The following is a 23,681-nucleotide window of genomic DNA, read 5'->3' on the forward strand; positions in this document are numbered from 1 at the left end:
CTTGCTCTTGCCCACCGCCTGCCCCGATAATCGCGCCGCTTTTGTCCTCCCCCCCCAAACTCGGGTCTTCGGCCATGCGCGTTTTCCGTTTTCTCGTCATCGCGTTTCTTCTCGTCGCATTCGGCGCACCCGTCCAGGCGCAAGCGCCCGCCGACCGCGAAAATCTCCTCTATATCGATCTCGACTACGGGCGCGTCGTGATCCGCCTGCGCCCCGATATTGCACCCCGCCATGTCGAGCGGGTGAAGGAGCTGGCGCGCGCCAAATTCTACGACGGCCAGGTTTTCCATCGCGTGATCGAAGGCTTCATGGCGCAAACGGGCGATCCCACGGGCACGGGGCGCGGTGGCTCGGGTCGCGGCAACGTCAATGCCGAGTTCAGCCGCGTGCCCTTCGAGCGCGGCGTCGTGGGAGCCGCGCGCTCGCAGAGCCCCAATTCGGCCGACAGCCAGTTTTTCATCATGTTCGCGCGCGCTTCGAGCCTCGACGGCCAGTACACCGTGTGGGGCCAGGTGATCTCCGGCATGGAACATGTCGACCGCATCCGCCGCGGCGAACCGCCCGCACGGCCCGACCGTATGCTGCGCGTGCAGGTCGCCGCCGACGCACCCAACTGATTTTCCAGCAGCGACACCTCTCGAAAACCACGCCTCAAAAAAAAGGACCACGACCATGACGGCCGATCTTGCGAACACGCTCTATCTCGATCTGGAATGGGGGCGTGTGACGATCGAACTGCGTCCGGACCTCGCCCCGGGCCATTGCGCGCGCATCCGCGAACTCGCCGGCGAAGGTTTCTACGACGGCATCGTGTTCCATCGCGTGATCGACGGCTTCATGGCCCAAACGGGCGATCCCACCGGGACCGGCATGGGCGGCTCGGACAAAGGCAATCTGCGCGCCGAATTCTCGAAAGCTCCCTTCGACCGCGGCGTGGTCGGGGCAGCGCGTTCGCAGAACCCAAACTCGGCCGACAGCCAGTTTTTCATCATGCTCGACGAGGGCCATTTCCTGAACGGCCAATACACGGTATGGGGCAAGGTCGTGGACGGCATGGACCATGTCGACCGCATCGCCAAGGGCGAGCCGCCCAAGAAGCCCGACAAGATCGTCAAGATGTCGCTGGCGGACGCCGCGAAGTAAACCTGCGGATCACGCGTCCGGCCAGCGGCGGTGCAGCCACAACCACTGGCCGGGACGCGCCCGGATCCATTTTTCGAGATCGTCGTTGATCGCCGCCAGAATCGCCATCTGGCGGCTTTTGTCGTCGGCGCCGGGCAGTGAAGCAAAATCCATTGGCGCACCCACCGTCACGGCAAAGCGTGCCGCTCGGCCCAGCCGTTCGATGCGCACCGGCAACAGCGCGCAATTGAAGCGCAAGGCGAGTGCTGCCACGGCCGGGGCCGTCATCGCGGGCACGCCGAAAAAGGGCACGGCCACGCCGTCGTTCATTTTCTGGTCGAGCAGCATGCCGAGCGCCTTGCCGGCCTTTAGCGCTTCGATGGCGAGCTTCGCCCCCTTCTTGCCCTTCGGGATCAAGCCCGCCGAGATGGCCCCGCGCCCGGCGTGGAACAGTTTTTCCACATAGGGGTTGTTGGCCTCGCGATAGACCAGCATCACGCGCGTGCCGAAACCGGCGGCCGTGACCGTGCCCATCTCCCAATTGGCGAGATGGCCCGCATAGAAAATGATCGGCCGGCCGGCGGCTTTGGCGGCATCGATAAATTCGCCCCCCGTCGCGGCAATGCGCGCATCGGCACCGTCAATCGCGAATTTGTGCAGATGCGGATATTCGGCCGCCGTTCGGCCGAGATTGTCCCACATCTCGACGATCGCAGCCTCGATCCCGTCGGGTCCAAGTTCCGGCATGAAGCGTTGGAGATTGCGCCTTGCGCGCCGCGTGAGCGGCAGCAGCGGCCCGACCGCGCGCCCGATCGCACCGCCGATCGCCGAGGCAACATCGAGCGGCAGCAGCCCAAGCAAACGATAGAGGCCGACCACGAAGATCGCCTCGCCGAAATAGCGCAGCCGCGCGAACGCGCTCATTTGAGCGCCCCCCCTGCGAGTCCCTGGGCGAGTCCCTGGGCCAGCAGACGCAGCAAAGCGGGCTGATCGGCAAAACGCAGTTCGACCGGCACGGTGCGGATCTGTGCGGCGAGATCGGCCGGCACCCGCACAAAATCCTTCTCGGTCGTGACAAGCACGGCGTGCTGCTCTTTGGCTATGATCAGCAGCCGTTCGATCTGGCGGCGCTTGTAGGCGTGGTGATCGGCAAACGGATAGGTGCCGCGCAGTGCCGCCCCTAGGCTCGCAAGCGTATCGAAGAATTTCTGCGGCCGGCCGATGCCGGCAAAGGCCACGACCGGCACGCCTGCCCACGCGGCCTTGTCCGTCGGCACCAGATCGGCGCGCAACACGGGGCCACCGAAGCCGAAGGCAGCGGCGTTTGCGTCCGCACCGATCATCACGAGGGCGTGCGCGCGTGCAAAGCCTGTCGCCACAGGCTCGCGCAACGGGCCTGCCGGGAAAACGGACCGATTGCCGAACCCCGCCGCCCCGTCGACCACGACCAGCGACAATGTCTTTTCGATCTGCGGATTCTGGAAGCCGTCATCCATCAACAGAAGATCGGCACCGTCGGCGATGGCGGCTTCAGCCCCCGCCTTGCGGTCGCGCGCGACATAGACGGGGGCGACCCGTGCGAGCAGCAGCGGCTCGTCGCCGACATCGCGTGCACCGTGCCGGGCCGGATCGACGCGCGAGGGCCCGCGCAGCCGCCCGCCATAGCCGCGGCTCAAGATGGCCACGCGCCGCCCTTGGCTGGTCAGCGTTCGGGCGAGCGCTGCGACCGTCGGCGTTTTGCCGGTCCCACCCACGGTGAGATTGCCCACACACACGACCGGAACGGGGGCGCGCCACGGCTCGGCAAAACGGCGGCGTAGATCGCCGCCGAGCGCATAGGCGGCACCGAGCGGTGCGAGGACGCGCGCAAGGCCGCCTTGCTTGGTCCAGAATTCAGGTGCGCGCATGGTCGAGCGCCTCCGGCCCGAGACCGATCAGCACTGGCCCGAGGGCCGCCAGCACACGCTCGACCGTTCCCGCCCCTTGGGCAGCAAACGCGGCTGCGGCAGCGCCTTCGCGCGCGACCAAGGCCGGATCGGCCAAGTGCCCTGCAACCCAAGCGGCGAGCGCATCTGCATCGGCAACGCGTGTGGCGGCACCGGCGGCGCACAAGGCGTCGGCGATTTCCGAAAAATTCTCCATCGACGGGCCGAAGGCGATGGCTGCACCCGCACGCGCGGGCTCAAGCGGATTGTGGCCGCCATGCGGCTCGAGCGAGCCGCCGACAAACGCGATCGGGCAGGCTTGGTAGAACAGTCCGAGCTCGCCCATCGTATCGGCGATATAGACGGCACCTGGTACGAACGCTTCGCCACGGCTGCGCAAGCGTGCGTCCAAGCCAAGCGCTTGGGCAGAAGCCGCCATTTCGGGCCCGCGTTCGGCATGGCGCGGGACGAGCACAAGGGCGGCCTGGCCGTTGAGCTTGCGCTGCGCTTCGAGAATGGCGCCGAGTTCGATGGGATGGATTTGGGCCGCAAGCCAACGCGGCGCCGTACCGGCTTCGGCCGTAAAGGCTGCGAGGGCAACCGAGTCGATCGCGAGTTTGGGCGCATCGTGTTTGAGATTGCCGATGGCGACCGTTTGGCCAAGGCCCAAGGTGCGCAAGCGTTCGGCGATTTCCTCGCTTTGCGCCAACGCCACGGCAAACGCCTCGAAGGGCGGGGCAAACACCCGGCGCGCCTGCATCCAGCGTTTGGCCGAGCGTGCGGTGATGCGCGCATTCACGAGAGCGGCAGGGATGCGCCTTGCAGCAACCTGCCCCAGCAGATTGGGCCACAATTCGCTTTCGAGCCACAGCACCGCATCGGGGCGCCAATGGTCGAGGAAGCTCGCGACCCAGCGCGGCACATCGAGCGGCACGAATTGGTGGAAGGCGCGCGCACCGTCGAGCTCGCGCGCGAGCATCTGCGCGGACGTAAGCGAGCCGGTCGTGACGAGGATCGACAAAGCCGGGCGCGATGCGAGCAGGCGGCGCAACAGCGGCAGCACCGAGCGCGCCTCGCCGAGCGAAGCCCCGTGGATCCACAAGAGTTTGCCCGCCGGGCGCGGCCGGCCGCCGCGGCCCTTGCGCTCGCCGAGCCGCGACGCGTCTTCCTTGCCGCGCGCGACGCGGCGGGCGAGCAGCAATTCAAGGGCCGGGATGCTCAATGCGGCGAGGCCCCGATAAAGGGCGCGCATCATGGCGCTTTGAGCCCGACGCGCCGGTCGGCGTCGACGCACAGCGCATCGAGCCGCGCTTCGAGTTCGAGGGAAAACGCCTCGATCTCGGCGCGCGTGGCGGGCGGGGCCATGGGCTCGCCCCAGATCATCACGCCGCGCGAGAACGGCAGCGGGATCAGCATGCGGTCCCACGAGCGCATGAAACGCGCGCGCGACACCGAATAGGCGACCGGAATCACCACGGCCTGTGCGAGCATCGCAACCGAGGCCACACCCGGGGCCGCTTTGCGCGCAGGCCCGCGCGGCCCATCGGGCGTGATGGCCACCTGCTCGCCCTGGCGCAATTTCTCCACCATCATGCGCAAGGCCGCCGCCGCCCCGCGATTGGTCGAGCCTTCGATCATCTTCACGCCGAAATGCGCGATCGCCTTGGCGATCAGGATACCGTCGGCATGGGTCGATGTCAGCATGTGCAGGTTGCGCCGATGCGCCCAGATCGGCGGCAGCATCAGCATGCGCTGATGCCAGAAACAGCCAATGAACGGCTTGCCGGCAGCCGCGCAGTTTTCCGGATGTTCGTTGCCCAGCGTCTGCCATCGCGTGGTGGCATGGACAAAACGCATGTAGCCGGCGGCAAGGGCCGCCAGCAGCGTCTGGCCAAAGGCCGAGCGGAAGAAGTTTTTGAGCAATTCCGTGCCGAATCGTGTTTTTCTGCCTCGAAGAGCCGGAAAGAACACGCTTCCGCCCCGCCGCGCAAGAGGCAGCCTTGTGCCGGTCACGGCGGCGGCGGCATACTCCGGCCAATGGTTTTTCCCGCCCCTACCGCAGACTGAGGCGAAAAAGAGCCCCCTTTGACCGCCGCACCCGAATTCAAAGAGCCCAAACTCGCCGAGTTGTTCGCCTTCTGGCAGGCGCGCCAGCGCGGGGGCCGCTATCCCGACCGCGCCGACTTCGACCCGGTCGACATGCGCGCATGGCTCGGGCACCTGATGCTGGTCGAGCTTGCCGAAGAGCGCTGGATCTACCGGCTCTACGGCACCTATTTCGTCGAAACGTTCCGCCGCGAAATGACCGGCAAAGCGATCGACGAATTGCCGCCCGAACAGGCCAAGTTGCTGCAGGAAGAATACGACCGCGTGCGCATCGGTGCCGCCCCGGTCGTGCGCACCTATTCGGCCCTGTTCGAATTCGGCACGCTCGACGGGCGCAAAAGCTGGCAACTCGACCAGACATGGGAACGCGTGTCGCTGCCTTTGTCCGACCGGTCCAAAGGCGACGACAGCGTGCGCCTCGTGCTCGTGGGTGCCTATATCGTCGCGGGCCACGAAAGCTGAAAACGAAGATGCATCCTGCCCTGTCCGAATTCGTCGACGGCGCCAAACGCGAAATCGACCGCCTTCCAGACGTTGCCGACCGCGTCGATGCGATCGCCCCTTTGATGCAGCGCCTGACGCAGCTTGCGCCCGAGTTTCTCGGACCCGAACATCGCCAGTCCGATCCCGCGCACTATCGGCGCAACGCGATCTATCTGTGCCCGGACGACAAGCTGTCGCTCTACGCGCTCGTGTGGCTGCCGGGCCAATGGACGCCCGTGCACGACCATGGCAGCTGGGGCGTGGTCGGCGTCGTGGAAGGGTTCCTCGAAGAGCGCGCCTATATGTGCCCGCACGGCGAAATCTGCGCCGATAGCGGTATTGCGCTCAAACGCGGCGGGGTCGTGCTCCTCAATCCGGGGGCGGTCACGAGCTTCGTGCCCAACCCCGACCATATCCATATGACCGGTGTCGCCGCCGGCAGGCCCACTTGCGTGTCCTTGCATCTCTACGGCCGCAACATGAGCTCGTTCCACATGTACGACGTCGCGGCCGGTACGCGCCGGCGCATCGATGTGGGCCACCACAAAACGACGGACTGAGCAGCCGCAGCAGCGCTCAAAAAATCGTATGCACGACTTTGTCGGGCGGGGTGTGGCCGTCGACGAAGCTTTTGATGTTCACGATGACCTTCTCGCCCATCGCGTCGCGGCCCTGGTGCGTGGCCGAGCCGATATGCGGCAGCAGCACGACGTTGTCGAGTTCGAGCAGGCGCGGATGCACCTGCGATTCGTGCTCGTACACGTCGAGCCCGGCCCCCGCGATCTCGCGCGCGTAAAGCGCACGCGCCAGCGCTTCTTCCTCGATCACCGAGCCGCGCGCCGTGTTGACCACGATCGCGCGCGGCTTGAGCAAGCGCAGGCGACGCGCCGACAGCAGATGGTACGTGGCCGGCGTGTGCGGGCAATTGACCGACAGCACGTCGATATGGCCCAGCATCTGGTCGAGGCTTTCCCAATATGTCGCCTCGACCTCGCTCTCGACGGCCGCGTCGATGCGGCGGCGATTATGGTAGTGGATCGACATGCCGAAAGCGCGCGCGCGCTTTGCGACCGCGAGACCGATGCGCCCCATGCCGACGATGCCGAGGCGCTTGCCGGCCAAGCGCATGCCGAGCATGGCGGTGGGCGCCCAACCGGTCCAGCGACCGCTGCGCACGAGACGCTCACCCTCGCCGATGCGGCGGGCGACCGCCAGGATCAGCGCCATCGTCATGTCGGCAGTGTCCTCGGTCAGCACGCCCGGCGTGTTGGTGACCGTGATGCCGCGCGCCTTGGCGGCGTCGAGTGCGATGTGGTTGATGCCCGTGCCGAACGAAGCGATGAGCTTGAGATCGGCCCCCGCGCCGTTGATCAGCACGGCGTCGAGATTGTCGGTCACGGTCGGGACCAGAATTTCGACCTCCGCCATCGCGCGCATGAGCTCGGCTTGGCTGAACGGATGGTCGTCGAGATTGAGCCTGCACTCGAACAGTTCCATCATGCGCGTCTCGATCTGGTCGGGCAGTTTGCGCGTGACGATCACAAGCGGGCGGCGACGGGTCATGGTTGGGCGATGTCCGGCTGCGGCTTAACGGGGAGATGCCCTTCGCGTAGCAGCCCATCCCCCCCTCTGTCCAGAACCGCCGGATCCACTATAATGGCGCCCATGATTCGCTTGCTCACCACGCTGCTGCTTCTCCCGGTTTTTGCCGCCCCGCTGGCGGCACAAGCCCAGCGCGAAAACCTGCCTGTACCCCGCTTCGTGTCGCTGCGCTCGGAAGAGGTCAATCTGCGCACCGGCCCCGGCGTACGCTATCCGGTCGAATGGGTGTTCGTGCGCCGCCAGATGCCGGTCGAGATCCTGCAGGAATTCGAGACGTGGCGGCGCATCCGCGACCGCGACGGCACCGAAGGCTGGGTGCATCAAAGCATGCTCACGGGCCGCCGCTCGGCCGTCGTCGAAGGCGAGATGCGCAATCTGCGCCGCCGCCCGGAAACGGACGCGCCCGTGGTGGCGCGCGTCGAGCCCGGCGTGATCGCGGCCATTCTCGAATGCCGCGACGCGTGGTGCCGGCTCGAGACGGCGGGTTTCCGCGGCTGGGTCCAACGCGGCGAGATTTGGGGCGTCTATCCGAACGAGGCGATAAAATGAGCGACCAAACGGTTTACGTCGAACCTGGCGACATCGTCGCCGTGCGGCGTGCGGCCTATTGGCATGTCGGCATTGCCGACGGACGCGGCCACGCGATCAGCCGCCTGCCGCACCAGGGTGTGGTGCGCCTTCCGCTCGAGACCTTCGCCAAAGGCCGCGCCCTCTATGTGGTGCCGATTGACCGGCCGAGCTTTCCGCCCGCCGAGATCGTGGCGCGCGCGCAGGAACGGCTCGGCGAAGCGGGCTACGATTGGCTCGAAAAGAACTGCGAGCATTTTGTGGGCGAATGCGCGTTCGGCGAAGCGCGCAGCCGCCAAGTGCGGCTCGCCGGTGCCATCGGCACGCTTGCCGGCCTCGCGCTCAATTTCGTCGGACCGAACTGGATTGCCGCAGGGGCCGTGGGCCTCGTGTCGGCCGCAACCTTTGCGCTCACGGCAAAGCCGCCGCGCGCAGTTGCCGCCGACGACGCGGCTCTGGGCCACGCCGCCGACGCAAACAGGATCGCTTAAGCCGAGAAATCCTCGGCCAGAGCCGCGCGCACGTCTTCGCCGAGCACGGCCATGTGGCCGTAATTCGGATGGTCGATGCCGAGCAGCACGCGCGCACCCGGCTTGCAAAACGCCGCGATCGAAGCTGTGTCGAACGCAAAGCGCAGGAAATGCACGGACGAGGTCTTGCCGTCGTCCTTGGTGCGCTCGACGTCGGTTTCTCCTGCGGCGGCAATGCGCTTGCCGCCCACTTCGAACGCGATGTGGCGCTCGATATGGCCGAGCTTGTTGAGCGTGGCCGCACGGCGCACCGCATCGTCGATTTCGATCATCATCGTGGCGACGAGTTCGGCACCCTGCGGGATCAGCGGGTTGAACGCGGCAAGCTCGTCGGCGATCTGCGCTTCGCCGCCCTTTTCGATGAACAGCATCTCGTGCACCTGATGCCACATCGTCTGGTAATTCTCGAAATAGAAGGTGGCGTCGGGGCCGACGGAAACACGACGCAGGCGCTTGGCCGCGACCACGCTTTCGCGCAACGCCTTGCGCTCAAGCGCATAGGCTTCGATAGGCAGAATGTCGGCGCGCGAGATTTCGCGCTTCACGGCGAGAGCCATAATCGTCACTCCTTCAATTCGAGCCCGTGGGGGATACGAGCCCGTAGGCTTTGGCAAAAAGTTCGATGGGATGCAGCGAATGGTCGATCTGCGGCTTGTCCGCCATGTCGAGCCGCTCCAGCCCTTGCACCAAATGCTCGCCCGCAAGCGGGCATTCGGAAGAGAGATAGGTCTTTTTGTTGGCGGCGACAGCCTTGATCGCGGGTTTTCCGACTTTAAGAGCCGTCTCGAAATTGTTTTTCATGACCCCCCACGAGCCGCCGTGGCCCGAGCAGCGCTCGATGATGGCCACGCTCACTTTGGGGATCAGGCGCAGCATTTCGGCGGCCTTCGGGCCCATATTCTGGGCGCGTGCATGGCAGGCGAAATGCATCGATACGCCGCCGTCGAGCTCGCTCAAGCCCGGTGCAAGCCCGTGCTTCTTGTGGATGTCGACGACGTATTCGGACGCGTCGAACGTCGCCTTGGCGAGCTTGGCCACGAACGGATCGTCGGGCAGAATCAGCGGCCATTCGAATTTGAGCATGAGCGCGCACGACGGGATCAACGCAACGATGTCGTAGCCCTCGTCGATCAGCGGGCTCAATTCGCGCGCCACGAGGGCCGCATTCGCCGCGACCTTGTCGATCTCGCCATGCTCAAGCTGCGGCATGCCGCAGCATTTGGGATACACGACCTTGCTGTCGACGCCGTTTTTGGCCAGCACGGCGCGCATCGCCATGCCGATATTCGGGTTGTTGTAGTTCACGAAGCACGTCGCGTAGAGCGCTGCCTTGCGTTTGCCGAAGGCGGGGGCCTCGGGGTTCGGCACGAGTGTTTCGCGCTTGGCACGCACTTCGAACGTCGCCCCGTGGAATTTCGGCAAGGCCGCTTCGCGATCCACGCCCGCGACGTTTTCGAGGAGTGCACGCGTCGTTGTGTTCTTGGTGTCGGTCGCCCAATTGGCAACGCCCGACACGAGGCCGGCCAAGCGGCCGTTGCGGTCGGTCTTGGTGAGTTCCTTCTCCGCGAACGGCACCTTGCCCTTTTTGGCTTCGATGGCGCGGTAGCGCAGCATCAGATGCGGGAAATCGAGATTGAATTCGTGCGGCGGCACGTAGGGGCATTTGGTGAGGAAGCACATGTCGCACAGCGTGCATGCGTCCACGACGCCCTTGAATTCGCTCGACGGCACTTCTTCGAGCACTTCGCCCGGTGTGGCATCGACAAGGTCGAACAGCTTGGGGAACGAGTCGCACAGATTGAAGCAGCGCCGGCAGCCGTGGCAGATGTCGAACACGCGGCGCAATTCGGCGTCGAGCTTTTCTTCGTTCCAGAAATCCGGATTGGTCCAGTCGAGCTTGTGCCTTGTCGGCGCTTCGAGACTGCCTTCGCGCATGGAACGGACTTCCCTGTGAGATATCGGAATAAAGAAACGGCCCCCTCGCGGCGGCACGAAGAAGCGCCGCCGGAGGGAGCCGCTTGGGGTCTTAGGCCGAAGCCTTCATCGCTTCGAGCGTCTTGGAGAACTTGCCGGCATGCGACTTCTCGGCCTTGGCCAAGGTCTCGAACCAGTCAGCAATTTCGTCGAAGCCTTCTTCGCGCGCAGCCTTCGCCATGCCCGGATACATGTCGGTGTATTCGTGCGTTTCGCCGGCGATCGAAGCCTTCAGGTTCTGCTCGGTCGTGCCGATCGGCTCGCCCGTGGCCGGGTCGCCGACTTCCTCGAGGAACTCGAGGTGGCCGTGCGCGTGGCCCGTTTCGCCTTCGGCCGTCGAGCGGAACACGGCGGCGACGTCATTGTAGCCTTCAACGTCGGCCTTTTGCGCGAAATAGAGATAGCGGCGATTGGCCTGGCTTTCGCCGGCAAAGGCTTCCTTCAGATGCTTTTCGGTCTTGGTCCCTTTGAGTGCGGGCATGGGCAGGCTCCCTCTGGCGCAAATAAAAAACGGCGGGGCGTCAAAGCACCCCGAAAGCGGGCCGACGGACCCGCTCGGCGTCTTATATGGACCTGGGAGGGTGCTTCGTCAATAGCCTGGAATCGTTCCAAATTTATTTTGAACGATTTGTTATGTTTTGGCTATTTCCGCTCGGATTCGAGGCGAATAACGACCTCGACGCGCGCCACTTTGGTGCCCATCGGGGCCGGCGGCAGGTCGGAAACCGATACTGCATCGACCGGGATGTCCTGCAGGCGGCGTTCTTCTTCGAAATAGAAATGGTGGTGCGGCCCGATATTGGTGTCGAAATAAGAAATACCAGGGGCGATCACCACTTCGCGCAGCAAACCGCTTTGCGTGAATTGGTTCAATGCGTTGTAGACGGTGGCGAGCGACACCGACAGGCCGATTTTTTTGGCTTCGCGCGCCAGATCGTCGGCACTCAAATGGCGATTGCCGCCCGCACGCAGCAAATGCAGGAGCTGCACGCGCTGGCGCGTGGGGCGCAAGCCAGCTTCTTTGAGGGCGTCGACCGCCAGGGTGAATGTCCGATCGCGAGTCATAATCATTTAAATAGGGCAAACCCTTGCGAAAGGGAAGAGGCGGTATCGAGAAACCTAAATCCCGCCCGTGCGGTCGGGAAAACCGCACGGGCAGGACCGGCCTTACTTCAAGTCGAAGCGGTCGAGTTCCATGACCTTGGTCCAGGCTGCCACAAAATCCTCGACGAACTTGGTCTTGGCGTCGTTGGCGGCATAGACCTCGGCCAAAGCACGCAGCTGCGCGTTCGAGCCGAACACGAGATCGGCAATCGTGCCGGTCCATTTGCGGGCACCCGAGGTGCGATCCACACCTTCGAACACGCCTGCCGTGTCGGTCTTTTTCCACTGCGTGCGCATGTCGAGCAGATTGACGAAGAAGTCGTTGCTGAGCACGCCCGGCTTGGCCGTGAACACGCCGTGCGCCGCCCCGCCCGCATTGGCGCCGAGCACGCGCAAGCCGCCGACCAGCACGGTCATTTCAGGCGCACTCAGCGTCAGCAGCTGCGCCTTGTCGAGCAGCAATTCGCCCGCAAGCGCTTCGAGGCCCGGCCGCACAAAGTTGCGGAAGCCATCCGCCGTGGGTTCGAGCACGGCGAAGGACTCGACGTCCGTATCGGCCTGGCTTGCGTCCATGCGGCCGGGTGCGAACGGCACGCTTGCCGCCACGCCGGCCTTCTTGGCCGCCTCTTCGACCGCCGCGTTGCCTGCGAGCACGATCAGATCGGCAAGCGAGATCTTCTTGCCGTCCTTCTGCTTGGCATTGAAGCCTTGCTGGATCGCCTCGAGCTTCGCCAGCACGCTCGCCAGCTGTGCGGGCTGGTTGACCGCCCAATCCTTCTGCGGTGCCAAACGAATGCGAGCACCATTGGCCCCACCGCGCTTGTCGCTGCCGCGGAACGTCGCGGCCGAGGCCCATGCCGTCTGCACGAGCTGCGCAGCCGGAACGCCCGAAGCCAACACCTGTGCTTTCAGGGCCGCAATGTCCGCCGCATCGACGAGCTTGTGGTCGACTTGCGGGATCGGGTCCTGCCAGATCAGCGTTTCCTTCGGCACGAGCTTGCCGAGATAGCGCGCGCGCGGCCCCATGTCGCGATGCGTGAGCTTGAACCAAGCGCGCGCAAACGCGTCGGCAAACAGCGCCGGATTCTGGTGGTAGCGGCGCGAGATCTTCTCGTAGGCCGGATCCATGCGCAGCGACATGTCGGCCGTCGTCATCATCGGCGGGTGCTTTTTGCTGGGATCGTGCGCATCCGGGATCATGTGCTCGGGCTTCACGTTCTGGGCGACCCACTGGTGGGCGCCGGCCGGGCTCTTGGTGAGCGCCCATTCGTAGCCGAACAGCATGTCGAAATAGCCGTTGTCCCACTTGGTGGGATTGGGCTTCCACGCACCTTCGATGCCGCTCGTTGTGGCGTGCACGCCCTTGCCGGTGCCGAATTTGTTGGCCCAGCCGAGGCCCTGCTCTTCGATTCCCGCACCCTCGGGCTCACGGCCGACGAGCGACGTGTCGCCCGCCCCATGCGCCTTGCCGAACGTGTGGCCGCCGGCCACCAGCGCGACGGTCTCTTCGTCGTTCATCGCCATGCGCGCGAAGGTTTCGCGCACGTCGCGGCCCGAGGCGACCGGATCGGGCTTGCCGTTCGGGCCTTCCGGGTTCACGTAGATGAGGCCCATCTGCACGGCCGCGAGCGGGCTTTCGAGCACGCGATCGCCTGTGTAGCGCTCGTCGCCGAGCCAGGTCTTCTCCGAACCCCAATAGATGTCCTGCTCGGGTTCGTAGATGTCCGGGCGGCCACCCGCGAAGCCGAACGTCTTGAAACCCATCGATTCGAGGGCGACGTTGCCCGCGAGCACGAACAGATCCGCCCACGACAATTTGCGGCCGTATTTCTGCTTGATCGGCCAAAGCAAGCGCCGCGCCTTGTCGAGATTGCCGTTGTCGGGCCAGCTGTTCAGCGGCGCGAAGCGCTGGTCGCCGGAGCCGGCCCCGCCGCGCCCGTCGCTGGTGCGATAGGTGCCCGCCGCGTGCCACGCCATGCGCACCATGAGGCCACCGTAATGACCCCAGTCGGCGGGCCACCAATCTTGCGAGTCCGTCATCAGCGCCGTGAGATCCTTCACGACCGCGTCGAGATCGAGCGTCTTGAATTCGGCCGCATAGTCGAAATCTTCGCCCATCGGGTTCGAAGCCGGGGCGTGCTGGTGCAGCATGCCAAGCTTCAATTGGTTGGGCCACCAATCGGCATTCGAGGGGGCGGCCGCAACGGCGTTTTTGCCGACGACATGGTGGAAGGGGCACTTGGCTTCAGTGGACATCTTGCATCTCCGATTTCGGGTTGGCGCGGCCAAATGCCTCGCTTTCAAGTTCCTATATGGACCCGTCCCCGGACGTCGTCAATAGTTTAGAATTATTCTAAACTAAAATTCAGATAACTGAAATATTTCGAAAAGTTCTCAAAATTTTGCAGAAGTTTGCATGCGTCGACACGGCAAACGCAACCAAACGCCCGAACGACACGGTCCGGCGTCCTAAAAACTAAAGTTGAATATGTTCCGATATTGTCAGCGATGCCGTGGGACAAACGGGGTCAGCCCGGCACGCCCTTCGTGGTCGAGTATTCGAAATGCAGCACCTCGCCCGGATGCACGAGCTTGTGTGCGGCATGCGCGGCCATGGCGGCTTCGGCAAAGCCTTGCAGGATGAGCTTGAGCTTGCCCGGATAGTCTGCGATGTCGCCGATCGCGAAAATGCCGGGCACGGACGTGGCGAGCGTGGCCGCTTCGACCGCGATGTTGCCCTTGTGCAAGGCGAGGCCCCAGCCCGCGATGGGACCGAGATTCATCGCAAGACCAAAGAAAGCGAGCAGCGCATCGGCCTCGAGCTTGCGGATATTGCCGTCGAGATCCTTGAGCACCACATGCGTAAGCGCCCCCGGCTCGCCTTCCAGCCCTTCGAGCTGGTAGGGCGTGACAAGATCGATTTTTCCGGCTTTGGCGAGATCCATGACTTTGGCGACCGTGTCGGGCGCACCGCGGAATTTGTCGCGGCGGTGGATCACCATCACGCGCGCGGCGACGTCGGCCAAAGACAGCGTCCAGTCCAAAGCGGAATCGCCGCCGCCGGCGATGGCGACGCGCTTGCCGCGGAAATCCTCGCGCCGCTGCACGAAATAATGCACGCCCTTGTTCTCGAAATCGTCGATGCGGGCGAGCGGCGGCTTGTTGGGACCGAAGGCACCCACGCCCGCCGCTAGGATCACAGCCTTGGCGCGGATCTTGGTACCCTTGGCGGTTTCGAGATCGAGCCAGCCATCCTCGCCGCGCACCAATTTCTCCACGCGCTGGCCCAGATGGTAGACCGGGTTGAACGGGGCCGCCTGGGCCTGCAGATTTTCGATGAGCTCGAGCGCCCCCACTTTGGGATAGCCGGGAATGTCGTAGATCGGCTTCTCGGGATAAAGCGCCGCACACTGGCCGCCCGCCATGTCGAGCGCGTCGACCACATGCGTCTTCATCTTGAGCATGCCGCATTCGAAGACGGCAAACAGCCCCACGGGGCCTGCACCGATAATCGCAACGTCGGTCGTGTGGATCGGCTGTTCGGACATGGGGGATGGGCTTTCATCAAGGAGACAAGACGGCAACATTGATAGCGTGCGGCCCGCCGATTTCAATGAGTTTTGCCGGGGAATTCGCCGGGCTCCGGCTTCCCAAGCCTTGGCGGCACGCGCTAGAAAGGGGCGATGGAAACGCAAGGTGCGAGTCGCGCAACGACGCTCGAAAATCCAGCCGCGACCGCTGCCCTGGCGGCGCAGTTGGCAGGACTCGCGCGCGTGGGCGATGTGCTCGCTTTGTGGGGCGATCTCGGCATGGGCAAGACCGCCTTTGCGCGTGCTTTCATCGCGGCACGCGCCGGCGAAGCGCTCGTCGTACCCAGCCCCACTTTCACGCTGCTGCAGACCTACGATCTGCCGAACGGGCCTGTCTGGCATTTCGATCTCTACCGGCTGGCGAGCCCCGACGATGTGTGGGAACTCGGCTGGGAGCAGGGGCTCAGCGAGGCGATTTTGCTCGTCGAATGGCCGCAGCGCCTGGGCGATTTTCTGCCCGCCGACAGGCTCGACGTTTCGTTCGCGCAAGGCGACGGGCCGGAGCAGCGCCTTGTGCGGCTCGCTGCGTCGGGTGCTTGGGAAACGCGCCTGGATGCTTGCCATGTTTGAACCGCGTGCCGCCGCACGGCCGTTTCTCGATGCGCATGGCTGGGCCGGGATAGCACCCGCCCCGCTTGCGGGCGACGCCAGCTTCCGCCGCTATTTTCGGCTCGCCGACGGCAAGCGCCGCGCCGTGCTGATGGACGCACCCCCGTTGCACGAAGACGTCCGGCCGTTTGTGGCGGTGGGCGAGCATCTCGCCGCCCTCGGCTTTTCGGCCCCGCGCATCGAAGCCAAAAATCCGCATGACGGGTTTCTGCTGCTCGAGGATCTCGGCGACGCGACGTTTACCCGCGTGCTGCGCGAAGGGGCAAACGAAGCCGAGCTCTACGCGCTTGCGGCCGACACGCTGGTCGCACTCCACAAGCACCCGGCCCAGACAAACGTCGACGTGCCGCCTTACGACGCCGCAACGCTCGACCGCGAGGCGGCCTTGCTGGTCGATTGGTTCCTGCCGGCCTGGACGGGTGCCGCCCCTTCGCCTGCCTTGCGTCGCGATTATCTCGAATTGTGGCGCAAGCTCTATGCGCTTGCCGACATCGGAACCCCCTGCCTCGTGCTGCGCGACTATCATGTGGACAATCTGGTGCTGCTGGCCGATCGCCCCGGCATTGCCGCCTGCGGCCTGCTCGATTTCCAGGACGCGCGGCTGGGGAGTTGCGTCTACGATCTGGCGAGCCTCGTCGAAGACGCGCGCCGCGACGTGTCGCCCGACGTGCGGGCTGCGTGCGTCGCGCGCTATCTGGCGGCGTTCCCGCAAATCGACAAAGCGGCGTTCGACGCAGGCCTTGCCGTTTTGGGCGCCCAGCGCAGCGCCAAGATCATCGGCATTTTCGTGCGCTTGGCCCTTCGCGACGGCAAGCCGCAATATCTCGGCCACATCGCGCGCGTATGGCGCCTGCTCGAGGCAAGCTTGACGCACCCGGCGTTGGCCTATCTCGAGCACTGGTTCGCCGCAAACGTGCCGAACGAATGGCGCACCGCCCCCAAGATCGAGACCGCTGCATGAGCAAAATCCGTACGGCGATGGTGCTCGCGGCAGGCTTGGGCAAGCGCATGCGTCCGCTTACCGACACGCTGCCCAAGCCTCTTGTCGAAGTCGCCGGGCGCAGCCTCATCGACCGCGTGTTCGACCGGCTGATCGCGGCGGGCGTCACGCGCATCGTCGTCAATCTCCATCACCATCGCGCCATCCTCGAAGCGCATATCGCCAAGCGCAGCGACGCCGAATTCGCGCTGTCGCCGGAGGCCGAGCTACTTGAAACCGGCGGTGGCGTTTTGAACGCGCTGCCGCTGCTGGGATCCGAGCCCTTCTATTGCGTGAATGCCGACGTGCTGTGGTTCGACGGCGCCACACCCGCTCTCGTGCGCATGGCCCAAGCCTGGAACGCCCAGCGACCGAACGCGTTGTTGCTGATGAATTCGGCCGCCAGTGCGCGCGGCTACGAGGGGCGCGGCGACTATTTCATGGACGGGTTCGGCCGTGCCCGTCGCCGCCAAGGCAATCAGATCGCGCCCTTCGTCTATGCGGGCGTGCAAATCCTCAAGGCTTCGTGTTTTGCGGGCCAAGCACCCGGCCGCTTCTCGCTGAACCGCGTCTACGATGCGCTCGAAGCGGCCGAAGGGCTGGTCGGCATTGCGCATGACGGTCTGTGGTTCCATGTCGGCACGCCCGAAAGTGTTGCCGAGACCGAATTCGAACTGGGCTGGTCGCACGCGCGGCCCTATCCGCCCGCGCGATGAATGCGGCCACGCCGAAACTTTTCGACATTCCGGCCGGAACGCCGTTCCTGGCGGCCCTGGCCAACGGCATTCGCAAACAACTCGGGTCCGATCCGCTTGCGTTGTCGCGCGCCACGGTGCTGCTGCCCAATCGCCGCGCGGTGCGCGCCCTTGGCGAAGCGTTTCTGGCGGCAGGCGACGGGGCCGCACTCTTGTTGCCGCGCATCGCGGCCATCGGCGACGTCGACGAAGATGAGCTGACGCTCGCGGCCGAGACCGCGGCGCTTGCCGCCGAATTGCCGCCGGCGATCGACGCGCTCGCGCGCCATATGCTGCTCGCCCGCCTCGTGGCCGCACGCGGCGATCTTGTGCCCTCGCCCGCTGCCGCCTTCAAACTCGCCGAAGCGCTGGCGGCCCTGCTCGACGAAATGCAGATCGAAGAGGTCGGCTTCGAACGTTTTGCCGATCTCGTCCCGGCCGATTATGCCGCCCATTGGGGCGAGACCTTGGCCTTCCTCGACATTCTGCGCGAGGCATGGCCCAAGATCCTCGCATCGCGCGGCGAGATGGATGGCCAAGCGCGACGCGCCAAATTGATCCGGGCACTTGCCGCACATTGGGCCCGCACGCCGCCGCCGGGCCCGATCTGGGCGGCAGGCTCCACGGGCTCGGTGCCCGCGACTGCCCATCTGCTCGCCACCATCGCGCGCCTTGAGCACGGGGCTGTCGTGCTGCCGGGGCTCGATCGCACGGCCGACGCCGCGACGTGGGAAGCGATCGGCGAGGACCCGAGCCATCCGCAATACGGGCTCAATCTGCTGCTGCGCCGCATGGAGGCCACGCGCGCCGATGTGCGCGACTGGCCCGACACAGCACCGGGGTCGCGCGCGCGCCTCATCGCCGCCGTTCTGCTGCCTGCCCCTGCCACCGAAAGTTGGCGCGATATGCCCGCTTTCGCGCCCGAGGCGTTTGCAGGCTTGCGTCGGCTTGAGGCCCCCGACGCCGACAGCGAAGCCGGTGCTATAGCACTCCTGTTGCGCGAAACGCTCGAAACGCCGGGCCGCACGGCAGCGCTCGTCACCGCCGACCGAAACTTGGCGCGCCGCGTCGCGGCCGAACTCAAACGCTGGAACATCACGGCCGACGACACGGCCGGCCTGCCGCTTAGCCGCACGGCACCGGCGACGTTGCTGCGCTTGGCCGCCCACGCAGCCAATGAAGATTTCGCCCCCGTTGCGCTGCTGGCCTTGCTCAAACATCCGCTTGTGCAGCTCGGCCAGACGCGCGAGCGCCATCTTGCCCGCACGCGCAGCTTCGAGCGCGACTTCTTGCGCGGACCGCGCCCCGCCCCGGGCCTTGCGGGCCTGCAAACGCTCGATGCCGACAATCCGCTGCTTGCCGCATTGGCCGCCGCCTTTGCCGACGCTGCAAACGCAGGCGAAACCTTGGCCGAATTGCTGCCCGCGTTCCTTGGTGCGGCCGAAGCAATGGCAAAGGACGAAACCGGCCAGACGAGGCTGTGGGACGGCGATGCCGGCGAGGCCGTGGCCGCGTTTGCAGCGCGCCTTGCCGAGGCGGCCGACGCGTTCGGCCCGCTCAAGCGCCGTCATTTTGCCGATTTTCTCGACACGGTGCTGGCAACCGAAGCCTATCGCCCGCCTTACGGCGGTCATCCGCGCTTGGCCATTCGCGGCACGCTCGAAGCGCGCCTCGTGGCGGCCGACCGCGTGGTGCTGGGCGGCCTCAACGAGGGTGTGTGGCCCGGTGAGGCGCGCGAAGATCCGTGGCTGTCGCGCCCGATGCGCAAAGCCGCCGGCCTGCCGCCGCCCGAACGCCAGATCGGACTTGCCGCGCACGACTTTGCGCAAGCGCTTGCCGGGGCCGACGTGGTGCTGTCGCGCGCGCGCAAAACCGACGGCACGCCGACCTTGCCCGCACGCTGGCTGCTGCGCTTCGAAGCGCTTGTCGGCAAAGACAATCCGCAATGGCAGAGGCTGCTGTGGCAGAAGCCGCTCGGCTGGGCGCGACTGCTCGCGGGCACGGACGAAAAAGGCCGCACGCTGCCCAAACCCCGCCCGACCCCGCCCGTCGCCGCACGGCCCGCAAAACTCGCCGTCACCGGCATCGAAAAACTCGTGCGCGATCCCTACGCGATCTTCGCGCGCTATGTGCTGCGCTTGGCCCCCCTCGATCCGATCGACGCGGATGTGGATGCGCGCGACCGCGGCAACATGATCCACGCCGCCCTCGAGACTTTCGTGCGGCGCTTTCCGGGCGATCTGCCGAAGCGGCCCGAGGCCGAGCTCCTGGAAATCGGCCGGCGGATTTTCGCCGAACACATGGATCGCCCAGCCGTCGCGGCCTTCTGGTGGCCGCGCTTCGCGCGTATCGCCGAATGGTTTGCCGCCCTCCAGACCGAACGCCAGGCCGACGGCTTGCGCATTGCCGGCGTGGAGTGTGCGGGCGAGCTTGATCTCGGCGGCTTCACGCTGACCGCACGCGCCGACCGCATCGATATGGGCCCCGACGGCCGCCTCGAAGTGATCGACTACAAAACCGGGGCCGTGCCCACGGCCCGCCAAGCGCTGTCGGGCATGGCGCCGCAATTGCCGCTGACGGCTGCCCTCGCCAAGGCAGGCGCCTTCGAAGGCATTCCCGCCGCCGCGATCGGTGCCCTCGTCTACGCCAAACTCGGCGGGGCCAAACAGGCCGGCGACTGGAAAACGCTTGCACCGGGAAAAGAAATCGCCGACGCCGATGTGTTTTCCGACGAAGCGCTTGAAGGCTTGCGCCGCTTGCTCAAGCGCTACGGCGATCCCAATCAGGCTTATCTTTCGCGTCCGCGCCCGCAATTCGTGTCGCATGCGGGCGACTACGACCACCTGGCGCGCTGGCTCGAATGGTCGCGCGACGGGGACAGCGAATGACCGCACCCGTTCCCGCCGCAAGCGTCGATCCAAACGCAAACCAGCTCGCCGCCGCCAATCCGGCCAGGTCGGTTTGGGTGGTGGCCAATGCGGGCTCGGGCAAAACCCACGTGCTGACCACGCGCATCGTGCGCCTGCTGCTGGCGGGTGCCCGGCCCGGCGCCATTCTGTGCCTGACCTTCACCAAAGCGGCAGCAGCCGAAATGCATGCGCGCTTGAGCGGCTTGTTGGCCAACTGGGCGACGGCCGACGACAAGAGGCTCGACGAAGAACTGAACAAGCGCCTGGGCCAAAGCCCGAGCGAAGAAACGAAGCGTGCGGCGCGCACGCTGTTTGCGCGCGTGATCGACGCACCCGGCGCTTTGCGCATCCAGACCATCCATGCGTTCTGCGAGTCGCTGCTGAAGCGCTTTCCGGTCGAAGCGCGCGTACCGCCGCATTTCGCCGTCGCCGACGAAGGGGTTGCCGCCGAACTGATGGCGCAGGCGCGCAACCAACTGCTCGCCGACGCGATGCACGACACGCCATTGCGCGACGCGCTCGCGGTTGCGGTCGGGCGTGCGGACGAGCGTATGTTCGCCGAGGCGATCGACTATCTTTTGGCCGGGCGACGGCGGCTGCGCAGTGCGATCGGACCGACGGGCGAAGGGCTCGAGACCGCGATCGCCGATCTGTGGCGCGAATTCGGCGTCGCACCCGGCGACAGCCCGCAGCTTGCCGTGCGCCGCTGCTTCGAAAGCGTGGACCGCGCAGGCTTCGCTGCCGCGATTGCAGCGCTGGCTGCGGGCGGCAAAACCGACATCGCCCGTGCCGACCGCCTCAGAACAGCGCTTGCTGCACCGACCGCGCCGGAATTCTACGCGCTGTGGCGGCGCGCGTTTTTGACGGCCGAAGGCACGCCAAACAAAAGCCTCGCAACCAAGGCCGTGCAAGCCGCAAGCCCCGCGAGCTTTACTCTGTTGCAGGAAGAGCAGGCGCGCATCGTCGCCCTCGACGCATCGCTGAACAGCATTGCGGCAGCGAGTGCTTCGGCCGCCTTGCTGCGCTTGGGGCACGCGCTGCTGCAGCGCTACGACCGCCTCAAACAGGCGCGCGCCTTGCTCGACTACGACGATTTGATCTTGCGCGCCGTCGCCCTGCTGCAAGGGGCGGCACCCTGGGTGCTCTACAAGCTCGACGGCGGCATCGACCATCTGCTCGTCGACGAAGCGCAAGATACCGCCCCCGAACAATGGCAGGCGGTGGCGGCCCTCGTGGACGAGTTTTTTGCGGGCGACGGTGCGCGCGAAACGCGGCCGCAGCGTAGCGTGTTCGTCGTCGGCGACGAAAAACAGTCGATCTTCAGTTTCCAGGGTGCCGATCTTGCGGCGTTCGAGCGCATGCGCAGCACGCTTGCCGCCAAAGCGCGCGAAGCGTGGCACGAAGTGCCGCTCGAAGTTTCGTTCCGCTCGTCGCAATTGGTGCTCGATCTTGTGGACCGCACCTTTGCGGAACCGGACCTGGCGGCGGGCGTGGTCAGCGGCGGCAAGACCGTGGCGCATCGCGCCGCACGTCTTGGGGCCGCGGGCCATGTCGAATTGTGGCCGCCGCTGCTGCCGGACCAAGCCGCCGATCCAGTCGCGTGGGATGCCCCGCTCGACTATGTGTCGATCGAACATCCGTCGGTGAAGCTTGCAACCCGCATTGCGCGCACGGTCAAAGGTTGGATCGGCACCGAATATCTGCCTGCCCTCGGCCGAATGGTGCGCGCGGGCGACGTGCTCGTGCTGGTGCGACGACGCAACCGGTTTTTCGACGCCTGCGTGCGCGCCTTCAAGGATGCGGGCGTGCCGGTCGCGGGGGCCGACCGCATGCAGCTGCTCGACCAGATCGCGATCATGGATCTGCTGGCGCTTGCGCGCTTCAGCCTGCTGCCCGGCGACGATCTGGCCTTGGCCGAGCTGCTCAAATCGCCGCTCTACGGCTTCGACGACGACGATCTGTTCAAGCTTGCGCATCTGCGCGAGGGGCGGCTGTGGCAGGCCTTGCGTACGCGCGCAGCCGAGAATCCCAAATGGCAGGCGGCGGCCGACGAAATTTCCGAGCTGCTCGCGCGCGCCGACTATGTGCCGCCCTACGAGTTCTATGCCGATCTCTTGCATGCGCGCAGCGGGCGAAAGCGCATGCTCGCCCGCCTCGGCCCCGACGCCGCCGATCCGATCGACGAGTTTCTGGCCAAGTGCCTTTCCTTCGAACGGCTGTCGGCCCCGAGCCTGCAAGGCTTCGTGCAGTGGTTCCAGTCGGGTGCGACCGACATCAAGCGCGACATGGAGCAGGGGCGCGACGAAGTGCGCGTGATGACCGTGCACGGCGCCAAAGGCCTCGAGGCCGAAATCGTGTTCCTGCCCGACACGTGCGCCGTGCCGACGATCAAAGACCGCGTTCTGTGGCGCAGCACAGGCACGTCGCTGCCGCTGTGGCCGCCTTCGGGCGCCAAAGGGCTTGGCCCCATCGAGACCGCGCGCAGTGCCGCCAACGAAGCCGCGATGGCCGAATATCGCCGCCTGCTCTATGTCGCGATGACACGCACGCGCGACCGGCTTTACGTGTGCGGATGGACAAGCAAAGCCCCCAGCCCCAATTCCTGGTACGCAGGCATCGCAAAAGGGTTCGACAAGCTCGCGGCGGAGCATGAGAGCTTGGGCACGGCGGACGAACCGCCCGCACCGCACGTGATCGATGCCGATATCGACGGCCTGAAGGTGCGCGCAATCCGCACGCCGCAAACGGGCAAGATCGACAAAAAGGGCGTCGCGGTCCCGGCTGCGGCTTCCGTGCCATTGCCCGCATGGGCGCCGACGCGCGAAGCCCCGCTTGAGCCGCAGCCCCCGCGCCCGCTCGTCCCTTCGCAGCCGCAGATCGCCCCCCGCGTGGCAAGCCCCTTGGCTGCCAAAAATCGCGATGCGTTTTTGCGCGGTAAGCTCATCCATCGGCTGCTGCAGAGCTTGCCAGATCTTGCACCGGCCGCGCGCGAAGCGGCCGCACGCCGCCTACTCGCGCGCAACGCCTACGGGCTCGACACCGCACAGATCGACGAGATCGCGGCCGAGACGTTGCGCGTGTTGGCCGATCCCGGCTTTGCCGCGGCTTTCGCACCCGGCAGCTTGGCCGAAGCACCCATCGTGGCGCGCATCGGCACACGTGCTTTGGCAGGGCGCATCGACCGGTTGGCGATCGAGCCTGCGCGCGTGCTCGTCGTCGATTTCAAAACCAACCGCCCGCCGCCGGCGGACGCGGCCGACGTCGATCCCGTCTATCTTGCCCAGCTTGCCGCCTATCGCGCGGCGTTGCGGCCGCTGTTTCCCGGCCGCGCAATCGCGTGCGCGCTGCTATGGACCTATGCGCCGCGCTTGATGGCGATCGACGATGCGCTGCTCGACCGCCATGCGCCGCTTGGCTGAAGGCAGCAAACCGCTGGAAAGCTTTGCA

22 protein-coding genes are annotated in these 23,681 nt (G+C 65.7%); 11 read left to right on the plus strand and 11 right to left on the minus strand.

The annotated features are described in order from the left end of the window. Positions 1–74: 74 nt before the first annotated feature. Together O9320_04215 and O9320_04220 are read left to right on the plus strand one after the other, a co-directional pair. On the plus strand, positions 75–617 hold the full coding sequence (locus O9320_04215; GenBank protein ID MCZ8310033.1) for a peptidylprolyl isomerase: 543 nt from the start codon (positions 75–77) through the stop codon (positions 615–617). Positions 618–672: 55 nt separating this feature from the next. Continuing rightward, positions 673–1,143, plus strand: coding sequence for a peptidylprolyl isomerase (locus O9320_04220; protein MCZ8310034.1), 471 nt, complete (start codon positions 673–675; stop codon positions 1,141–1,143). Between the two features lie 9 nt (positions 1,144–1,152). Here O9320_04220 and O9320_04225 read toward each other — a convergent pair whose 3' ends face one another. From O9320_04225 to O9320_04240, 4 genes are read right to left on the minus strand one after another with little or no spacing between them, the layout of a single operon-like run. Continuing rightward, positions 1,153–2,046 (minus strand): lysophospholipid acyltransferase family protein, encoded by an 894-nt coding sequence (locus tag O9320_04225; protein MCZ8310035.1) that lies wholly within the window; start codon positions 2,044–2,046, stop codon positions 1,153–1,155. Beyond that, entirely contained in the window at positions 2,043–3,029 is a 987-nt protein-coding gene (gene lpxK, locus O9320_04230; GenBank protein ID MCZ8310036.1) for a tetraacyldisaccharide 4'-kinase, read from the minus strand. The genes O9320_04225 and lpxK overlap by 4 nt, the downstream gene beginning before the upstream one ends. Continuing rightward, positions 3,016–4,302 (minus strand): 3-deoxy-D-manno-octulosonic acid transferase, encoded by a 1,287-nt coding sequence (locus O9320_04235; protein ID MCZ8310037.1) that lies wholly within the window; start codon positions 4,300–4,302, stop codon positions 3,016–3,018. Before O9320_04235 ends, lpxK begins: the two co-directional genes overlap by 14 nt. After that, on the minus strand, positions 4,299–4,970 hold the full coding sequence (locus O9320_04240) for a lysophospholipid acyltransferase family protein (protein ID MCZ8310038.1): 672 nt from the start codon (positions 4,968–4,970) through the stop codon (positions 4,299–4,301). Before O9320_04240 ends, O9320_04235 begins: the two co-directional genes overlap by 4 nt. 162 nt (positions 4,971–5,132) lie before the next feature. Here O9320_04240 and O9320_04245 point away from each other — a divergent pair, with 162 nt between their 5' ends. Together O9320_04245 and O9320_04250 are read left to right on the plus strand one after the other, a co-directional pair. Next, on the plus strand, positions 5,133–5,615 hold the full coding sequence (locus O9320_04245) for a PAS domain-containing protein (protein MCZ8310039.1): 483 nt from the start codon (positions 5,133–5,135) through the stop codon (positions 5,613–5,615). Between the two features lie 8 nt (positions 5,616–5,623). After that, positions 5,624–6,196 (plus strand): cysteine dioxygenase family protein, encoded by a 573-nt coding sequence (locus tag O9320_04250; GenBank protein ID MCZ8310040.1) that lies wholly within the window; start codon positions 5,624–5,626, stop codon positions 6,194–6,196. A 16-nt stretch (positions 6,197–6,212) separates the two neighbouring features. On the opposite strand, the gene O9320_04255 is transcribed toward O9320_04250, so the two are convergent. Beyond that, the gene (locus tag O9320_04255; GenBank protein MCZ8310041.1) at positions 6,213–7,199 is read right to left on the minus strand and encodes a D-glycerate dehydrogenase; all 987 of its coding nucleotides are present in this window, start codon (positions 7,197–7,199) and stop codon (positions 6,213–6,215) included. Positions 7,200–7,292: 93 nt separating this feature from the next. Between O9320_04255 and O9320_04260 the strand changes: the two genes are divergently transcribed. Both O9320_04260 and O9320_04265 read left to right on the plus strand, forming a co-directional pair. Further along, positions 7,293–7,787, plus strand: a complete 495-nt coding sequence (locus tag O9320_04260) for an SH3 domain-containing protein (GenBank protein ID MCZ8310042.1) — start codon at positions 7,293–7,295, stop codon at positions 7,785–7,787. After that, a complete protein-coding gene (locus tag O9320_04265) occupies positions 7,784–8,296 on the plus strand; it encodes a lecithin retinol acyltransferase family protein (GenBank protein MCZ8310043.1) in 513 nt (170 codons plus the stop codon). Before O9320_04260 ends, O9320_04265 begins: the two co-directional genes overlap by 4 nt. On the opposite strand, the gene O9320_04270 is transcribed toward O9320_04265, so the two are convergent. The 6 genes from O9320_04270 to O9320_04295 form a co-directional block, all read right to left on the minus strand. After that, on the minus strand, positions 8,293–8,892 hold the full coding sequence (locus O9320_04270) for a DUF3501 family protein (protein ID MCZ8310044.1): 600 nt from the start codon (positions 8,890–8,892) through the stop codon (positions 8,293–8,295). The two genes, O9320_04265 and O9320_04270, sit on opposite strands and share 4 nt — an antisense overlap. Before the next feature lie 13 nt (positions 8,893–8,905). Continuing rightward, positions 8,906–10,270, minus strand: coding sequence for a heterodisulfide reductase-related iron-sulfur binding cluster (locus O9320_04275; GenBank protein MCZ8310045.1), 1,365 nt, complete (start codon positions 10,268–10,270; stop codon positions 8,906–8,908). A gap of 91 nt (positions 10,271–10,361) precedes the next feature. Further along, complete coding sequence (locus O9320_04280) at positions 10,362–10,790, minus strand: rubrerythrin family protein (GenBank protein MCZ8310046.1); 429 nt, start codon at positions 10,788–10,790, stop codon at positions 10,362–10,364. Between the two features lie 161 nt (positions 10,791–10,951). Further along, entirely contained in the window at positions 10,952–11,374 is a 423-nt protein-coding gene (locus tag O9320_04285) for a Fur family transcriptional regulator (protein MCZ8310047.1), read from the minus strand. A 102-nt stretch (positions 11,375–11,476) separates the two neighbouring features. Continuing rightward, a complete protein-coding gene (gene katG, locus O9320_04290; GenBank protein ID MCZ8310048.1) occupies positions 11,477–13,669 on the minus strand; it encodes a catalase/peroxidase HPI in 2,193 nt (730 codons plus the stop codon). A 272-nt stretch (positions 13,670–13,941) separates the two neighbouring features. Next, positions 13,942–14,961: an NAD(P)/FAD-dependent oxidoreductase gene (locus tag O9320_04295; GenBank protein ID MCZ8310049.1), complete on the minus strand. Its 1,020-nt coding sequence runs from the start codon at positions 14,959–14,961 to the stop codon at positions 13,942–13,944. Between the two features lie 135 nt (positions 14,962–15,096). Between O9320_04295 and tsaE the strand changes: the two genes are divergently transcribed. Genes tsaE through addA form a run of 5 tightly spaced genes read left to right on the plus strand, consistent with a single transcriptional unit; the run spans position 15,097 to position 23,653 of the window. After that, the gene (gene tsaE / locus O9320_04300; GenBank protein MCZ8310050.1) at positions 15,097–15,573 is read left to right on the plus strand and encodes a tRNA (adenosine(37)-N6)-threonylcarbamoyltransferase complex ATPase subunit type 1 TsaE; all 477 of its coding nucleotides are present in this window, start codon (positions 15,097–15,099) and stop codon (positions 15,571–15,573) included. Then, the gene (locus tag O9320_04305) at positions 15,566–16,573 is read left to right on the plus strand and encodes a phosphotransferase (protein ID MCZ8310051.1); all 1,008 of its coding nucleotides are present in this window, start codon (positions 15,566–15,568) and stop codon (positions 16,571–16,573) included. The genes tsaE and O9320_04305 overlap by 8 nt, the downstream gene beginning before the upstream one ends. Next, positions 16,570–17,307 (plus strand): nucleotidyltransferase family protein, encoded by a 738-nt coding sequence (locus tag O9320_04310; protein ID MCZ8310052.1) that lies wholly within the window; start codon positions 16,570–16,572, stop codon positions 17,305–17,307. The genes O9320_04305 and O9320_04310 overlap by 4 nt, the downstream gene beginning before the upstream one ends. Beyond that, on the plus strand, positions 17,304–20,213 hold the full coding sequence (addB, locus tag O9320_04315) for a double-strand break repair protein AddB (protein MCZ8310053.1): 2,910 nt from the start codon (positions 17,304–17,306) through the stop codon (positions 20,211–20,213). Before O9320_04310 ends, addB begins: the two co-directional genes overlap by 4 nt. Next, positions 20,210–23,653, plus strand: coding sequence for a double-strand break repair helicase AddA (gene addA / locus O9320_04320; protein ID MCZ8310054.1), 3,444 nt, complete (start codon positions 20,210–20,212; stop codon positions 23,651–23,653). The genes addB and addA overlap by 4 nt, the downstream gene beginning before the upstream one ends. Positions 23,654–23,681 lie beyond the last annotated feature (28 nt).

It is taken from the genome of Magnetospirillum sp. (assembly GCA_027532905.1).
In the GTDB taxonomy this organism is placed as follows: domain Bacteria; phylum Pseudomonadota; class Alphaproteobacteria; order CACIAM-22H2; family CACIAM-22H2; genus Tagaea.

Coding starts and splice junctions, on each gene's coding strand:
- O9320_04215 (MCZ8310033.1), top strand. CDS start 75: ATGCGCGTTTTCCGTTTTCTCGTCATCGCGTTTCTTCTCGTCGCATTC.
- O9320_04220 (MCZ8310034.1), top strand. CDS start 673: ATGACGGCCGATCTTGCGAACACGCTCTATCTCGATCTGGAATGGGGG.
- O9320_04225 (MCZ8310035.1), bottom strand. CDS start 2,046: ATGAGCGCGTTCGCGCGGCTGCGCTATTTCGGCGAGGCGATCTTCGTG.
- lpxK (MCZ8310036.1), bottom strand. CDS start 3,029: ATGCGCGCACCTGAATTCTGGACCAAGCAAGGCGGCCTTGCGCGCGTC.
- O9320_04235 (MCZ8310037.1), bottom strand. CDS start 4,302: ATGATGCGCGCCCTTTATCGGGGCCTCGCCGCATTGAGCATCCCGGCC.
- O9320_04250 (MCZ8310040.1), top strand. CDS start 5,624: ATGCATCCTGCCCTGTCCGAATTCGTCGACGGCGCCAAACGCGAAATC.
- O9320_04255 (MCZ8310041.1), bottom strand. CDS start 7,199: ATGACCCGTCGCCGCCCGCTTGTGATCGTCACGCGCAAACTGCCCGAC.
- O9320_04260 (MCZ8310042.1), top strand. CDS start 7,293: ATGGCGCCCATGATTCGCTTGCTCACCACGCTGCTGCTTCTCCCGGTT.
- O9320_04265 (MCZ8310043.1), top strand. CDS start 7,784: ATGAGCGACCAAACGGTTTACGTCGAACCTGGCGACATCGTCGCCGTG.
- O9320_04270 (MCZ8310044.1), bottom strand. CDS start 8,892: ATGGCTCTCGCCGTGAAGCGCGAAATCTCGCGCGCCGACATTCTGCCT.
- O9320_04275 (MCZ8310045.1), bottom strand. CDS start 10,270: ATGCGCGAAGGCAGTCTCGAAGCGCCGACAAGGCACAAGCTCGACTGG.
- O9320_04280 (MCZ8310046.1), bottom strand. CDS start 10,790: ATGCCCGCACTCAAAGGGACCAAGACCGAAAAGCATCTGAAGGAAGCC.
- O9320_04285 (MCZ8310047.1), bottom strand. CDS start 11,374: ATGACTCGCGATCGGACATTCACCCTGGCGGTCGACGCCCTCAAAGAA.
- katG (MCZ8310048.1), bottom strand. CDS start 13,669: ATGTCCACTGAAGCCAAGTGCCCCTTCCACCATGTCGTCGGCAAAAAC.
- O9320_04295 (MCZ8310049.1), bottom strand. CDS start 14,961: ATGTCCGAACAGCCGATCCACACGACCGACGTTGCGATTATCGGTGCA.
- tsaE (MCZ8310050.1), top strand. CDS start 15,097: ATGGAAACGCAAGGTGCGAGTCGCGCAACGACGCTCGAAAATCCAGCC.
- O9320_04305 (MCZ8310051.1), top strand. CDS start 15,566: ATGTTTGAACCGCGTGCCGCCGCACGGCCGTTTCTCGATGCGCATGGC.
- O9320_04310 (MCZ8310052.1), top strand. CDS start 16,570: ATGAGCAAAATCCGTACGGCGATGGTGCTCGCGGCAGGCTTGGGCAAG.
- addB (MCZ8310053.1), top strand. CDS start 17,304: ATGAATGCGGCCACGCCGAAACTTTTCGACATTCCGGCCGGAACGCCG.
- addA (MCZ8310054.1), top strand. CDS start 20,210: ATGACCGCACCCGTTCCCGCCGCAAGCGTCGATCCAAACGCAAACCAG.